Here is a 14163-nt window from a genome sequence, read left to right on the forward strand (position 1 = left end):
TAAACTAAACCAATCTTACCCATGCGAAGATTACCTTAGGTTAGCTTTCACCATAACCTATTGATTGCGATAACATTGATGTTTCGATAACCTCCACCGGCCGGGTCTGACTACGCCCTACGGGCTTCGCAGGGCCAAAGTCGGTTTCGAAACATCAACGTTATCACGTATCATTATTTATTTTTTATATGAGATTACAATGTGACGGAATGGTTCATCACCAGCGGATTCTGTGACGATGTGTTTATCATCATGCAACGCGGTATGAATGATTTTGCGTTCAAATGCATTCATAGGTTCTAAGGAAACCTTTTGACGGTTACGTTTTACCTTAGCAGCAAGGCGTTTTGCAAGATTGATCAACGTTTCTTCACGACGAGCGCGGTAATTTTCCACATCCACCACGATGTGACAATGGCCAGACACCTCTTTGTGAGCCACCAAATTCGTTAAATATTGGATAGCATCAAGGGTTTGACCGTGTTTACCAATCAAGATACCAAGGTCCTCACCATGTACTTGGAACGTGATTTTATCACTGGTAAACATCTTTTCAATCATCACGATAAGGCCCATTTGAGCAAACATCTTTTCAAGGAATTCCTTACCTTTTTCAGCGATGATTTGTTGTGTTTCTTTTGAAAGCTCTTGTTTAGCTTTCACAGATACCGGTGAATCATCAACAGATTCAGCCACATCGCGTTCATCAGTCGCAACAGGCGCATCCGATACAGCATCAGAAGTCTCAGCGATGACTTCTTTTTCTTCTTCCGTAGCCGCAGCTGATACCGTTGTATAGAACAAACGAACCACAGCTGGTTTACGGCCAATACCTAAAAAACCATTAGAAGGTTGTTCAATAACCTTTGTTTCTACCAATTCACGGCCATCTATAGAAAGTTCTGCAACCCCTTTAGCGATGGCATCTTCAATCGTTTTAGCAGATACATCGATAAATTCCATAGTGCCTCCTATTTATTAGCTTCTAAGCCTTTGTAAATAAAATGTTGTTGCACCAATTGGAACACATTGGATACAATCCAGTAAATAACAAGACCAGATGGGAAATTCAAGGAAATGTAACCGATGAACAATGGCATAAAGATTTGCATAATCTTTTGTTGTTGTGCAGCGGCACCACTAGCACCCATACCAGTTTGTCGGGACATAAGCCATGTGGACAAAGCACTCAATACTGGCAAAATGTAGTATGGATCTGATTCGCCAAGGCTAGGAAGCCATAAGAAATGTTCGAATTCAGGATTGTAAGGATATCCTTGCAATGCGTAGAAAATAGCAATCAAGAACGGCATTTGCACCAATAAAGGCAAGCAGCCAGCCAATGGGTTTACGCCCATTTCTTTGTACATAGCGCCCATCTCAGCTTGTAAACGTTGAGGGTCGTTTTTGTATTTTTCTTGAAGCTCTTTCATGCGAGGTTGTAACTCTTGCATTGCTTTCATAGATTTAATTTGTTTTACTGTCAACGGCGCTAAAATTGCTTTAATAATGACAGTAATGATGATAATAGCCACCCCATAGCTTGGGAAGCCGACCATGTCAGTGAAGTTGAAAGCATATGTCACAAGTGTGCGCATAAATTCAACTAAATAGTTAAAAATTTCCATTGTTTCTCCTTCGAGTGCAGATCTAAATTGGGTTCCTTCGCGCATCCATATATCGTTATGGTATGGTCTAAATTTCATCCATACAGATGCTCAGGTATTTCCAAAACTGTGCTCGCTTAAACTAATGTCAATTGTGAAAGTTGTACTAGTCTTATCTTTCACCAATACCAAATTAAGGAACGGGATCATACCCGCCCTTGTGGAATGGATGACAACGCAAAATACGTTTGAGCCCAAGCCAGCTACCTTTCAAAGGCCCATATTTTTCAATAGCCTGCAGAGTATATGCGGAACAAGTGGGATAATATCGGCAACATCCCGGTTTGAGAGGGGAAATGGCAATCTGATAGAAGCGAATAACGAGCCATAAAACAAAGGTAACCCCTCGTTTTATAAGATTTAATAAAGTTATACATGTATCTTTCATAGAATTCACCATGATTGGATTAGCGTATGTATCTAAGACATTTCCACCAAATCCATATACCTCATAATACGCGAATAGGACCAAAGCATAGCGCTGTCCATGCTTGTGGTCCTATATAGGATTATACTAAGAGCTTGCTTTTACGCAATAAGTACAGTATTTCCTTTTCCGCTCGTTCATAGGTTGCGTCCTTCAGAGGGCCACGTCCAACGATAACAATATGATACCCTTCGCGAATTTGATGCTGATTGAGGCGATACACCTCTTTCATAAGGCGACGTGCTCGATTGCGTTCAACCGCACAACCCACCTTTTTACCCGTCACAAATCCGATGCGAGTCTTTTGCTTCGCTACAGGCATACGATATAACACACATAGGCGTCCTACCTCGTACTTACCATGCTTATACACAAGGCGATATTCATTATTGTTTATAATACGTCTCGTTTTATCTAAGCGGTAATCCATTGTATCGTCCGAGTCCTATAGAATAGAAAAACTTGGCAAGAGCGCCAAGTTTTCTGAAAGCTCTTGCTGAGCCATTATATTATGCAGATAAGCGTTTTCTGCCTTTAGCACGTCTTCTTTTTAATACGAGACGGCCACCGATAGTTTTCATGCGTTCACGGAAACCATGGGTACGTTTTCTCCAAAGAGTATTTGGTTGATATGTACGTTTCATTAGTAAAACACCTCCTCGTTATATATTTGTTTTACTTATACCATAACAGGGTAATTATAGAGGGAAAACGCAAATCTGTCAATAAAAAACAGGGTTTTCTATATATATTTATATAAAAAAGATATGGTGTTTAGATTAAAATCTACAAGTGTAATTTGTTTGCCAATAATATTACTACATTTAGGTAATGAGGGTTGCCTAATATTTTCTCGCTCCACCGGCCGGATCTGTCTTCGGCCTACGGCCTCCGCAGGGCCAAAGTCGCTGCAAAAATATTAGGCAGCCATCATTAAACAATATTCATAAATTAGCCAAACAAATTACACCATTCACATCTTATCAAGACACCATATCTTTTTTATCTGAACCTTATAGATCAACTCCTGTTTTTTATTGAAACAGATTGCGCGCACCCTCCCTTAGCGGGGAAGACAGAATCTACTATTTTAGAGCAACACACATACACCTCTTTTGAAATAGAACAGGCCTGTTCTATTTTTCGGTACACCCTATACACATACCTTTTTTGAATTAGTACACGCCTGTTCTATTTTTCGGTACACCCTATACACATACCTATTTTAAATTAGTACACGCCTGTTCTATTTTTCGGTACACCCTATACACATACCTATTTTGAATTAGTACACGCCTGTTCTATTTTTTAGACACCACATATAATCCTTCTTCCCATTATGAAATTTGTTTATTTTAACTAGTTTTAGATTAAAGTAGGTTTGGTGGTCACTTTTTCACGACTTTGGCCCTGCGAAGCCCGTAGGGCGGAGTCAGATCCGGCCGGTGTTCCCCATTCCCATATGAAATTTGTTTATTTTGACTATTTTTGATCAAAAGAGGTAAGGTTATCATTTTTTTGCGACTTTGGCTCTGCGGAGCCCGTAGGGCGGAGACAGACCCGGCCGGTGGAGTAAAAAAATGATAACCTTACCGACCTACGCAAAAATACGAAAATAAACAAATTCCATAAAAGTTATCCACAGATTGAATGACAATCTTCCTCATTTTTGGTACAATCATAATTGAAATTGGTAAAAAATATATATTTTTATAAGTTTTTTTCGGATAGTTTAGAAAAGTTATCCACATTTTTTCTCTTTTAACCTGTGAATAGTATAAACTCAGTATTTATAAGGTTGGAAGGGAATTTTATTTTCTCTTATTCACAAGTTGTGCACAGGTTATTCACAGGTGTTTGTGGTTTTTCCACAGTTTTAGAATAAGTTATGCACATAATAACGAAAGTTATACACATTTTTAGTAAAAGTTATACACAAGAGGAACAAAATGCAAGCAGCTGATATTAATGATATATGGGAACGTATATTACAAGTAGCTAAACAAACACTGCCGCCTGCGATTTATTCAAGTTTGAGTACTTCTCTCATACCGATGAGTATAGATAATAATTCTATACATATTGGGGTTATGCAGAGTTTTATAAAAAGTGTCATCGAATCTCAGCAAACGGTCAGTAAGTTGTTAACAGATGCCATCAAGCAAGTGACAGGCAAAGAATTAAATATGGTTTTATTGGATTTGTTTCCACAAAAGGATGATGTTCCAACAGCACCGCATGTAGCAGATACTTTCACAGAGAATACTGCAGAAAATACTAGTACGAACACTATAGAAAATACGGTGGTAAGTGACGCGGACAACATCGATAAAAAATCCTCAAAACCTGCAAAGCAGGAGGTTCCATATCAAGAGGAATTTTACACACCGGTGTACGCAGATCCTGTGTATATCCAGCGTAAAGAGGTGGACGAGTTAATTCCAGATGAACCGATGTTTCCTGTAGAGCAGCCACAAATGGTGCAAACGTTGCAATCTACGGATATTCCTATCGATTTGTCATCATCACAACTCAACAGTGGTTATCGATTTGATAATTACATTACAGGCAATGCGAACCGCATTCCGTTTGGAGCAGCCCAAAATGTGTCGGAGCATCCTGGCGGCGATTATAATCCGCTTTTTATCTACGGTCCATCGGGCCTCGGTAAAACGCATTTGATGCACGCCATCGGCAATGCCATCGTTGAAAGATATCCTAATCTCAAGGTGATGTGCACAACGAGCGAAAAGTTCATGAATTTATTCATCGAATCAATACGCAAGCGGCAAGGAGAGTTGTTCCGCAATACATTCCGCAACATCGACGTATTGCTCATCGATGATATTCAGTTCTTGGAAAATAAAGAGGGCACGAAAACAGAGTTTTTCAACACCTTCAATGAATTATTGGACAATAACAAGCAAATCGTCCTCACCAGCGATACCATGCCAAACGACATGGATCAATTCGAAGAGCGCTTGCGTTCTAGATTCCAAGCGGGCTATGTGGCAACCATGGAAAATCCAGATTTGGAAACGCGTATCGCCATTTTGAAAGCCCTTGTTGAAAAGGAAAACAACAAGAATCGTAATCTCGTTATCGACAACGATGCCATCAACTACGTGGCGTTGCAATTCGATGAAAACATTCGCGTACTACAAGGGGCTTTCAATAAACTCATCGGTACTGCATCCTTAGAACAACGGACCAGCAGCATCGATTTGGAGTACACGAAGAAAACATTATCCGATATCATCACGACGGAACGGGTAACACTTATCGACATCGAGTCCATTCAAGACTTTATCAGTACCTATTTTAATATTAAGAAACAAGATTTGTTAGGCAAGAAACGGAAGGCTCAGTTCGCATTTCCACGGCAAATTGCCATGTATTTGTGCCGCGATGTGATTAATGAAAGCTACCCACAAATCGCAGCGGCTTTTTCCAGAGATCATACGACGATTTTGCATGCATACGATAAGATTAGCAAAGAAATCGACAAGAATCCAGAAACGAAACAGATTATCCTAGACATCAAATCTAAACTGTCATCACTCAACTAAAACGGGTGTGGATAACTCTGTGGATATGTTGTGTATAAATCTGTGGATATTGAGGAATTTAATATTTTCTGTGATTATGTGGATAACCTAAAACAAGGTATACACATACTTATCCACAACTGTGGAAACGCATGAAATCTAGAAAACTTTCACATGTACACACATTCACAGCGCCTACTACAAATACTACTAAACTAACAAACAAATCAAAAACATATCAGAAAACCGATCTATCGTTGATTATCTATAGAGCATCAACGAAAATCGCACAACGAATATTACAAACAAGGAGAGTATTTACGTTATGAACATCAAATTCCCTAAGGCCAATCTCCAAAAAGCCATTAACGTTCTACAAAAAGTATCACAAAATAAAACAAGTTCAAATCTACCAGGTTCCATTTATATAACAACAAAAAACAATCAAGTGGAACTACAAGGCAACGATTTTGAATTGGGCATTAAATTAACAATCGACGCCGATATCTTAGAACCAGGTACATTAGTGGTTGCTTCTCGTTACTTCCAAGAATTAATCCGCAAATTACCAGGTGAAACAATTCAATTGAGCAAACCTGAGGATGGCAATACGCTAAAAATCACATCCGGTTCCTCTGAATTTAATTTAGTAACCTTGCATCCAGATGATTTCTCATTGGTAGAACAAATTCACGACCAAGATTATGTTAATATCGATAGTCAAGCTATGAAAGAACTCATAGACCTTACGAACTATGCAGCAGCAAGCGACGATGATCGCCCTGTATTTGCTGGTGCTTTGCTGGAAATCAAAGATGCAAACGACAAAGAAGTGACTATGGTTGCTACCGATACTCATCGTATGGCGGTTAAAAAGGTAACCATCGATGAACCTGCCACATCCCCTATGCGCGTCATCATTCCAACAAAGGCTTTGGCAGAAGTATCTCGTTTATTGCCAACCGATAATCCTTCTATTATTAAAATCATTTGGAACCGCACACAAATCGTGTTCATGTTTGAATCCATCTACATTATTTCCCGCTTAATCGAAGGCACGTACCCAGAATACGAAAAGGTAATTCCTGCTCAATTCGATTCTAGTGCCGTTGTAGATCGCAAGGAATTTGCCGGTGCTGTTGATCGTGTATCCTTGTTAGCAAAAGATATGAGTTACAACGTTATTCGCTATGACTGGTCCGAAGAACAAGTGACTTTGTCCAGCCAAAATGCTGAAATCGGTATGGCAAAGGAAGAAATTCCTGTGGAATTTAAGGGCACACCGTTTACGATTTCATTTAATGGTCGTTATATTTCCGATATCTTGCGTCACAGCACAGGAGATAACATCCACATGTATTTAAAACAAAATGGTCCTGTTGTGATTCGCCAAGATAATAATCCGAACTATACGTACGTAGTAACACCTGTTCGTACAAATTCTTAATTCTGTAATTTGTCCACCATAGGAGGACGTTATGAAACAACAACCTGTACCAATCCATACGGAGTACATTCAAATCGATCAATTGCTTAAATTAGAAGGCGTCATCGAAACAGGGGGACAAGTAAAAGGTCTTATCGATGATCAAGTACTGACATTAAATGGCACCATCGTTACAGAAAAACGCAAAAAATGTCGCGTTGGCGATGTGATTGGTGTAGAAGGCCTCGATGTGGAATTCATCGTTACCAAAGAGGAGGCATAATCGGTGAGAATTAACTCACTGCAATTGTTCCAGTTTCGCAACTATAAGGATTTAACCCTTGATTTGCAGCCTGAAATCATCGTCTTGTACGGTACCAATGGGGCTGGTAAAACCAATATTTTAGAGGCTATTTACGTCGGTACCATTGGTAAAAGCCACCGCACAAATGATACGTCGGATATGCTTTTATTTAACGCTAATGAAGCGGGCATTGTGGTGAACTTTGAGAAAAAGGAGACACCGCAAAAGGTTAATATCAAGTTATTTCGACAAGGTCCTAAGGATATCCGCTTAAATGATACTAAGATTTCGCAAAAGGAATTGATTGGTACTTTAAATACGGTCATCTTCTGCCCAGAGGATTTACAGCTCATCAAGGGCAGTCCATCGGGTCGTCGCAGATTTTTAGATATGGAAATATCCCAAACGAGCGCTACTTATTATCATCAATTATTGCAATATAATCGTTTATTGCAACAACGGAATACATTATTGAAGGAATATCGCGGTAAACAGAATATTCCTCTTGCTGAATGGGATGTACAACTGGCGGATATGGCGGCTTTCATCGTAAAAAAACGGATGGAAAGTTTAAAGAAAATCAATTTGCTTATTGATTTGATGAATCGTAAATTAACGGGAGGCCTAGAAAATCTCACCATAGGCTATGAACAACCATATGGGGAAGATGGTCATATGGTGTACACGAAGGAGGCCTTTTACGATTTACTGCAAGAGGCATTGCCTCAAGATCGTCATCGCATGACCACAAGCGTAGGTCCTCATCGCGATGATTTACGATTCTTTTCCGATGCTATCGATTTAAAAAAATTTGGATCCCAAGGGCAACAGCGGACGGCTGTACTTTCACTAAAACTGAGCGAATTAGAATTCATCAAATCCGAAGTAGGCGAATATCCCGTATTGCTCTTAGACGATGTGTTGAGCGAGCTCGACGAGGCGAGACGGAACAATTTGTTGCAGTTCATTCATAAACGCATTCAAACCGTCATTACCACGACGGATATACATGATTTTGAAAACATGCAAGGTGTTCAATTTATTCAATGTCAGGAGGGGCACATCCATTATGGAAAGCCTTGAAATGTGCTTACCTGGTGGCCTACATGAATTAGGTTTACTAGAACAATTTAAACTGAATACACTCATTCATCATTGGCGTGATGTGGTGGGCCCCATTTATGCTGGTCATACGCGCATTATCGACATCAAACCTCCTAAAATTGTGCTCAGCGCGGATAATTCGCAGTGGATGCAAGAGGTTAAGATGAACCAAAAACGCATCCTCAAGGCCATTAATGACTATTACAAAAGTGATATCATCACTGAAATGGGTCTCATCATGCATCGGCAGAGCTATGTGAAAGAAACGGTGAATACTGAAATTTTGAAAATAGACATGCCCGACATCGATGGCTATATCGACATGTCGAAAATCGTCTTGTCCAATGATGATATGAAATCTATTGATGCTATGGTTGAAAGCTTAGCAGAAGATACATTAAAAGAACCGTTTCGAAAGGTGCTCATTAGCAGCCGCAAAAAGGAAGTCTATTTGCTAGAACACGGCTATCATCGATGCGAGCGTTGTCATACGTTGATGAGCAGGCAAACGAAATATTGTGTGTCCTGCGAATATGAAATGCATCGCAATCATATTAATGATATAAAAACACAAATTAGACGACGTCCATATATAAAATATAGCGAAGCTCAACAATACATCAAATGCACCTTTAAAGACTTTTCCATAGCCATGCGAGAATTGATTTATTTTTATTTAGATAAGGTCTACCATGGGTCTACGAGCCGAAACCATATGTACATGACCACCATGCTCATCACCCACAAACGACTTGAAGAACTGACAGACCAGCACGTTATCAACCTGTGTAATAAATATCGATCAAAATTCCTTAGCGAAGAAAAAATTAAAGAGCTAAATATGTTAAGGGGTATATTGGAATAGCATTAGGATGTATGAGGTGGATAGGGAGTACTTTCGCAGCGACTTTGGCCCTGCGGAGCCCGTAGGGCGTAGACAGACCCGGCCGGTGGAGCGAGAAAGCACTCCCTATCCACTTCAAAAGAATAAGGAGATTTATGTACTTACATATTGGCGATAATTTTAGCATCCCTATGAATTCAATTCTTACGATGATTCATGCGGAGTCTGGTAAGCATCATAGGACGGGCATTTCTCATTATGACGCAGAGGTTATATACATTGTGCCCGAGGATAAGGTAAAGACGTATATTGTAACAGATGATGGTGTGTATGCATCTGGTATATCACTTAAAACGCTTAAAAAACGGATTGATGAGTTTTATATGCTTTTAAGTAGCAAATTATAGGGCTTTCACGATATAAGCAATCTATAGTATAATAAAGAGATAATTTAGCACCGCAGATGTGTTGTGTATTAGCATATTGCGGTTTATGTCGTTAGGAGGAGTTTGTTTAATGGCTGAAGAAAATTATGGCGCTCAGAATATACAAGTTCTTGAGGGTCTAGACGCGGTCCGTAAACGCCCAGGGATGTACATTGGTAGTACGTCCATTCGCGGTTTGCATCACCTCGTTTATGAAGTAGTAGACAATTCAGTGGACGAAGCGCTCGCAGGGTATGCGACGCATATCGAAGTATCCATTAATGAAGATAATAGTATTACCGTTGTCGATGATGGTCGTGGTATTCCAACAGGAATGCATGAGTCCGGCATGTCTGCGGTAGAGTTAGTTTTAACAAAATTGCATGCTGGCGGTAAATTCGGCGGTGGCGGCTATAAGGTGTCCGGCGGCCTTCACGGCGTAGGTATTTCCGTAGTCAATGCGTTGAGTGAATGGACTAAGGTTCAAGTATCTCAAAATGGTATCATTCAAGAAATCGATTTTTCCCGTGGTCATAAAACATCTGAATTGCACGAAATTGGCAAGGCAGAAGGTACTGGTACGACTGTTATTTTCAAACCAGATTCTGAAATTTTTGAAACGACGGTGTTCAATTTCGATACATTGAAAATTCGTTTACAAGAGTTGGCATTCCTTAACAAAGGCCTTCGCATCACATTGAGTGATTTGCGCCAAGAGGAACCTCGCATTGAAAGCTTCCATTACGAAGGTGGTTTAAGTTCTTTCATTACATTCTTGAACGAAAACAAGGAAGTTGTTAACCCAACTGTTATAGACATCGAAAATACAAAGGATGACGTTGTGGTAGACGTGGCGTTGCAATACAACGATAGTTACAGCGAAAACTTGTTGTCCTTCGTAAACAACATCAACACTGTTGATGGCGGTACCCATTTATCCGGTTTCCGTGCTGCCTTGACGCGTACCCTCAATGATTATGGCCGTAAATCCGGTTTAATCAAGGAAAATGAAAGCAATCTTTCTGGCGAGGATGTACGTGAAGGTTTGACAGCGGTTGTGTCTGTGAAAGTATTAGAACCTCAGTTCGAAGGTCAAACTAAAACGAAACTTGGCAATAGCGAAGTTAAAGGTATTACCGATGTTATCGTATCTGAAGGTCTTAAAACATTCTTTGAAGAACATCCACAAGATGCGAAGAAAATCATTGAAAAAGCAACGATGGCAAGCCGTGCTCGAGAGGCAGCTCGTAAGGCACGCGATTTGACACGCCGTAAAAATGCGTTGGAAGTATCCAGCCTTCCTGGTAAATTGGCGGATTGCTCTGAAAAAGATACATCTATGACAGAAATTTATCTAGTCGAAGGTGATTCTGCGGGCGGTTCTGCAAAACAAGGTCGCGATCGTCGTTACCAAGCGATTTTGCCATTGCGTGGTAAAATCCTTAACGTAGAAAAAGCGCGTCTTGATAAGATTTTAGCGAATAACGAAATTCGTTCCATGATTACTGCATTTGGTACAGGCATTGGCGACGAATTCGATATTACAAAATCCCGTTATAACAAGATTATTATCATGACAGATGCGGACGTTGACGGCGCTCACATCCGTACATTGCTTCTCACATTCTTCTACCGCTATATGAAACCATTAGTAGAAGAAGGCCATATCTACATCGCACAACCGCCTTTATACCAAATCAAAAAAGGCAAATCTCATTGGTATGTGTACTCTGATGCAGAACTTACAGCTAAGCTTGATGAAGTAGGCCGTGATGGTATCACAATTCAACGTTACAAAGGTTTAGGTGAAATGAATCCTGAACAATTATGGGAAACAACAATGAACCCTGAAAATCGTACTATTTTACAAGTTAGCTTAGAGGATTCTATCGAAGCTGATAAAATCTTTACGGTGCTCATGGGCGACAAGGTTGAACCTCGACGTAAATTTATTGAAGATAACGCAAAATATGTGCGCAATCTAGATTTGTAAGAGGTGACCCATGGCAGATAATCAGAATACTAACGTAGAGTATACTTCTAATACTCAAAAACATTTAAAACGATCTCTCAAAGCGCGTCATATGAATATGATCGCCTTGGGTGGTGCCATCGGTACAGGCTTATTCGTAGCCGGTGGTGAAGTAGTAAGTACCGCTGGTCCTGGTGGTGCTCTTGTGGCCTATGGCCTCATCGGCATCATGGTATATTTCCTCATGACATCCCTTGGGGAAATGGCGACGTACTTGCCAATTCCAGGTTCTTTCGGAACCTACGCAAAACGCTATGTAGACCCTGCCTTTGGCTTTGCCTTAGGTTGGAACTACTGGTTTAACTGGGCTATTACATTGGCTGCCGAAGTATTGGCAGGGGCGCTCATCATGAAATATTGGTTCCCTGACATACCGGCCATCGTTTGGTCCGCATTATTCCTGTTAATTCTATTTGGGCTTAACTATTTGTCCACTCGTTCCTTTGGTGAAAGCGAGTACGTATTCTCGTCCATCAAGGTTATTACCGTTTTCGTATTCCTATTCTGTGGCTTTATGCTCATCTTTGGTATCGGCGGTACATCCCCTGGATTTGAGAATTGGACAGTAGGGGAAGCACCATTCGTAGGCGGTTGGGAATCCATCCTTGCTATCTTCATGGTGGCTGGTTTCTCCTTCCAAGGTACTGAGCTTATCGGCGTAGCCGCTGGGGAAGCAGAAGACCCTGAAAAGAACGTGCCCAAAGCGATTAATTCCATCTTCTGGCGCATTCTATTGTTCTATATTGGGGCTTTCACAGTTATTGGTTTCCTCATTCCTTACACTGATCCAAACCTATTGAATTCCAGTGTAGAAAACGTATCCATTTCTCCATTTACACTCGTATTTGACCGTTTTGGATTCGCGTTTGCAGCTAGCTTTATCAATGCTATCATCTTAACTGCCGTATTGAGTGCTGGTAACTCTGGCCTCTATTCCTCTACGCGTATGCTTTACGCACTCGCTAAGGAAGGTCAAGCACCACAAATCTTTGCAAAACTCAACAAACGCGGCGTTCCAGTTCCTGCATTGATATTGACTACAGCCATTGGCTTGTTTGCATTCCTTACAAGCTTTATCGGCGAAGGTACAGCGTATACATGGATTGTTAACATCTCTGGCCTTTGCGGTTTCATCGCTTGGGTAGGTATTGCCATTTCCCATTATCGCTTCCGCCGTGCGTTTATTGCACAAGGTAGAGACCTTAAAGAATTGCCTTACAAGGCGTGGTTGTTCCCAGTTGGTCCAATCTTGGCGTTCATCCTATGCGTTATCATCATCTGTGGCCAAAACTACTCCGCTTTCACAGGCGATACCATCGACTGGTACGGCGTATCCGTTGCATATATCGGATTGCCTATCTTCTTCGCTGTTTACCTAGGTTACAAATACATCAACAAAACTAAACTCGTTCCGTTGAAAGAAGTAAATCTAGACCGCGATTTTGACAAATAAAAACGCAATACAATTAGACCTATTCATTATGAAAGTAGTGAATAGGTCTTTTTTTGTACATGCAGTATTAGGTTATTGTTTTTATATGAAAGCTATCATTATGAGATTGTTTTTCTATAAAAGCCTTGCTATAATGAATCAATATATATTGTAGTTAATTAGAGAGGATACAATTATGATTATTACCACAACTATGCATATTGAAAACAAACCTGTACAAGAGTACAAAGGTATCGTATTTGGTGAGGTCGTAGAAGGCCGTAACTTTGTAAAAGATTTCATGTCTGGTATTCGTGACATCGTTGGTGGTCGTAGCGGAAGCTATGAAGATTCCTTAATGAGTGCACGCCAAGCAGCAATCGATGAAATGGCAAAACGAGCTAGCAAAATCGGCGCTAACGCCGTTATTGGCGTATCATTCCAATACAGCACCGTAGGGGCACAAAATGGCATGCTTATGGTGACATGTAATGGGACAGCCGTTGTAATTTAATAAGGGGAAAAAGCTGAGCATGACTTCTATGCTCCACCGGCCGGGTCTGACTACGCCCTTCGGGCTCCGCAGGGCCAAAGTCGCATAGAAGTCATGCTCAGCTTTCCTTATTAAATACGACAGGCTAAATGAAAAAAGTCGTTCGGAAACACTACTTATCCTATTTTGCTTAAAATTCCACCGGCCGGGTCTGACTCCGGCCTTCGGCCTCCGCAGGGCCAAAGTCGCATAGAAGTCATGCTCAGCTTTCCTTATTAAATACGACAGGCTAAATTAGAGAAAAAGGCAGCAGATCACAAAATCTGCTGCCTTTTAGTGTGCAATAATGGGGCTCTTAAAAAATTAGAACAGGCGTGTACTAATTTAAGAAAGGTGTGTATAGTGCTTTTTAGAAATAGAACAGGCGTGTACTAATTTAAGAAAGGTATGTATAGTGCTTT

General features: G+C 40.5%; 14 protein-coding genes. 9 read left to right on the forward strand and 5 right to left on the reverse strand.

Annotated features, from left to right (window positions below):
- Positions 1–177: 177 nt before the first annotated feature.
- From jag to rpmH, 5 genes are all read right to left on the reverse strand, one after another.
- On the reverse strand, positions 178–963 hold the full coding sequence (jag, locus tag O3598_RS03685) for an RNA-binding cell elongation regulator Jag/EloR (RefSeq protein WP_316601088.1): 786 nt from the start codon (positions 961–963) through the stop codon (positions 178–180).
- An 8-nt stretch (positions 964–971) separates the two neighbouring features.
- Positions 972–1628, reverse strand: a complete 657-nt coding sequence (locus tag O3598_RS03690) for a YidC/Oxa1 family membrane protein insertase (protein WP_009661373.1) — start codon at positions 1626–1628, stop codon at positions 972–974.
- A 172-nt stretch (positions 1629–1800) separates the two neighbouring features.
- The gene (gene yidD / locus O3598_RS03695) at positions 1801–2055 is read right to left on the reverse strand and encodes a membrane protein insertion efficiency factor YidD (RefSeq protein ID WP_081448442.1); all 255 of its coding nucleotides are present in this window, start codon (positions 2053–2055) and stop codon (positions 1801–1803) included.
- Between the two features lie 121 nt (positions 2056–2176).
- Entirely contained in the window at positions 2177–2524 is a 348-nt protein-coding gene (rnpA, locus tag O3598_RS03700; protein WP_005375872.1) for a ribonuclease P protein component, read from the reverse strand.
- A 79-nt stretch (positions 2525–2603) separates the two neighbouring features.
- A complete protein-coding gene (gene rpmH / locus O3598_RS03705; protein ID WP_004692946.1) occupies positions 2604–2738 on the reverse strand; it encodes a 50S ribosomal protein L34 in 135 nt (44 codons plus the stop codon).
- 1305 nt (positions 2739–4043) lie between these two features.
- Between rpmH and dnaA the strand changes: the two genes are divergently transcribed.
- The 9 genes from dnaA (at position 4044) to O3598_RS03750 (ending at position 13723) form a co-directional block, all read left to right on the forward strand.
- On the forward strand, positions 4044–5663 hold the full coding sequence (dnaA, locus tag O3598_RS03710) for a chromosomal replication initiator protein DnaA (RefSeq protein ID WP_287500557.1): 1620 nt from the start codon (positions 4044–4046) through the stop codon (positions 5661–5663).
- 304 nt (positions 5664–5967) lie between these two features.
- Positions 5968–7089 carry a DNA polymerase III subunit beta gene (gene dnaN, locus O3598_RS03715; protein ID WP_016476251.1) on the forward strand — a complete coding sequence of 374 codons (1122 nt, stop codon included), beginning with the start codon at positions 5968–5970 and terminating at the stop codon, positions 7087–7089.
- A gap of 31 nt (positions 7090–7120) precedes the next feature.
- Positions 7121–7351 carry an RNA-binding S4 domain-containing protein gene (locus tag O3598_RS03720; RefSeq protein WP_005379450.1) on the forward strand — a complete coding sequence of 77 codons (231 nt, stop codon included), beginning with the start codon at positions 7121–7123 and terminating at the stop codon, positions 7349–7351.
- 3 nt (positions 7352–7354) lie between these two features.
- A complete protein-coding gene (gene recF, locus O3598_RS03725; RefSeq protein WP_371451815.1) occupies positions 7355–8455 on the forward strand; it encodes a DNA replication/repair protein RecF in 1101 nt (366 codons plus the stop codon).
- Positions 8442–9341 carry a DciA family protein gene (locus O3598_RS03730; RefSeq protein WP_371451818.1) on the forward strand — a complete coding sequence of 300 codons (900 nt, stop codon included), beginning with the start codon at positions 8442–8444 and terminating at the stop codon, positions 9339–9341. Before recF ends, O3598_RS03730 begins: the two co-directional genes overlap by 14 nt.
- Positions 9342–9475: 134 nt before the next feature.
- A complete protein-coding gene (gene remB / locus O3598_RS03735) occupies positions 9476–9727 on the forward strand; it encodes an extracellular matrix regulator RemB (RefSeq protein WP_005382941.1) in 252 nt (83 codons plus the stop codon).
- A 109-nt stretch (positions 9728–9836) separates the two neighbouring features.
- Positions 9837–11738, forward strand: coding sequence for a DNA topoisomerase (ATP-hydrolyzing) subunit B (gene gyrB, locus O3598_RS03740; RefSeq protein WP_005375943.1), 1902 nt, complete (start codon positions 9837–9839; stop codon positions 11736–11738).
- 10 nt (positions 11739–11748) lie between these two features.
- Positions 11749–13230, forward strand: a complete 1482-nt coding sequence (locus tag O3598_RS03745) for an amino acid permease (RefSeq protein WP_287524397.1) — start codon at positions 11749–11751, stop codon at positions 13228–13230.
- Positions 13231–13405: 175 nt separating this feature from the next.
- Positions 13406–13723 (forward strand): YbjQ family protein, encoded by a 318-nt coding sequence (locus O3598_RS03750; RefSeq protein WP_005375828.1) that lies wholly within the window; start codon positions 13406–13408, stop codon positions 13721–13723.
- The last annotated feature ends 440 nt before the right edge of the window (positions 13724–14163 follow it).

The sequence above is a fragment of the Veillonella atypica genome, assembly GCF_041431435.1.
GTDB classification, from domain to species: domain Bacteria; phylum Bacillota; class Negativicutes; order Veillonellales; family Veillonellaceae; genus Veillonella; species Veillonella atypica.

What these genes read in the sequence shown, in the direction of transcription:
- rpmH (WP_004692946.1), bottom strand. Translation starts at nt 2,738, where the DNA reads ATGAAACGTACATATCAACCAAATACTCTTTGGAGAAAACGTACCCAT.
- yidD (WP_081448442.1), bottom strand. Translation starts at nt 2,055, where the DNA reads ATGAAAGATACATGTATAACTTTATTAAATCTTATAAAACGAGGGGTT.
- O3598_RS03690 (WP_009661373.1), bottom strand. Translation starts at nt 1,628, where the DNA reads ATGGAAATTTTTAACTATTTAGTTGAATTTATGCGCACACTTGTGACA.
- dnaA (WP_287500557.1), top strand. Translation starts at nt 4,044, where the DNA reads ATGCAAGCAGCTGATATTAATGATATATGGGAACGTATATTACAAGTA.
- O3598_RS03745 (WP_287524397.1), top strand. Translation starts at nt 11,749, where the DNA reads ATGGCAGATAATCAGAATACTAACGTAGAGTATACTTCTAATACTCAA.
- O3598_RS03730 (WP_371451818.1), top strand. Translation starts at nt 8,442, where the DNA reads ATGGAAAGCCTTGAAATGTGCTTACCTGGTGGCCTACATGAATTAGGT.
- rnpA (WP_005375872.1), bottom strand. Translation starts at nt 2,524, where the DNA reads ATGGATTACCGCTTAGATAAAACGAGACGTATTATAAACAATAATGAA.
- jag (WP_316601088.1), bottom strand. Translation starts at nt 963, where the DNA reads ATGGAATTTATCGATGTATCTGCTAAAACGATTGAAGATGCCATCGCT.
- dnaN (WP_016476251.1), top strand. Translation starts at nt 5,968, where the DNA reads ATGAACATCAAATTCCCTAAGGCCAATCTCCAAAAAGCCATTAACGTT.
- O3598_RS03750 (WP_005375828.1), top strand. Translation starts at nt 13,406, where the DNA reads ATGATTATTACCACAACTATGCATATTGAAAACAAACCTGTACAAGAG.
- remB (WP_005382941.1), top strand. Translation starts at nt 9,476, where the DNA reads ATGTACTTACATATTGGCGATAATTTTAGCATCCCTATGAATTCAATT.
- gyrB (WP_005375943.1), top strand. Translation starts at nt 9,837, where the DNA reads ATGGCTGAAGAAAATTATGGCGCTCAGAATATACAAGTTCTTGAGGGT.
- O3598_RS03720 (WP_005379450.1), top strand. Translation starts at nt 7,121, where the DNA reads ATGAAACAACAACCTGTACCAATCCATACGGAGTACATTCAAATCGAT.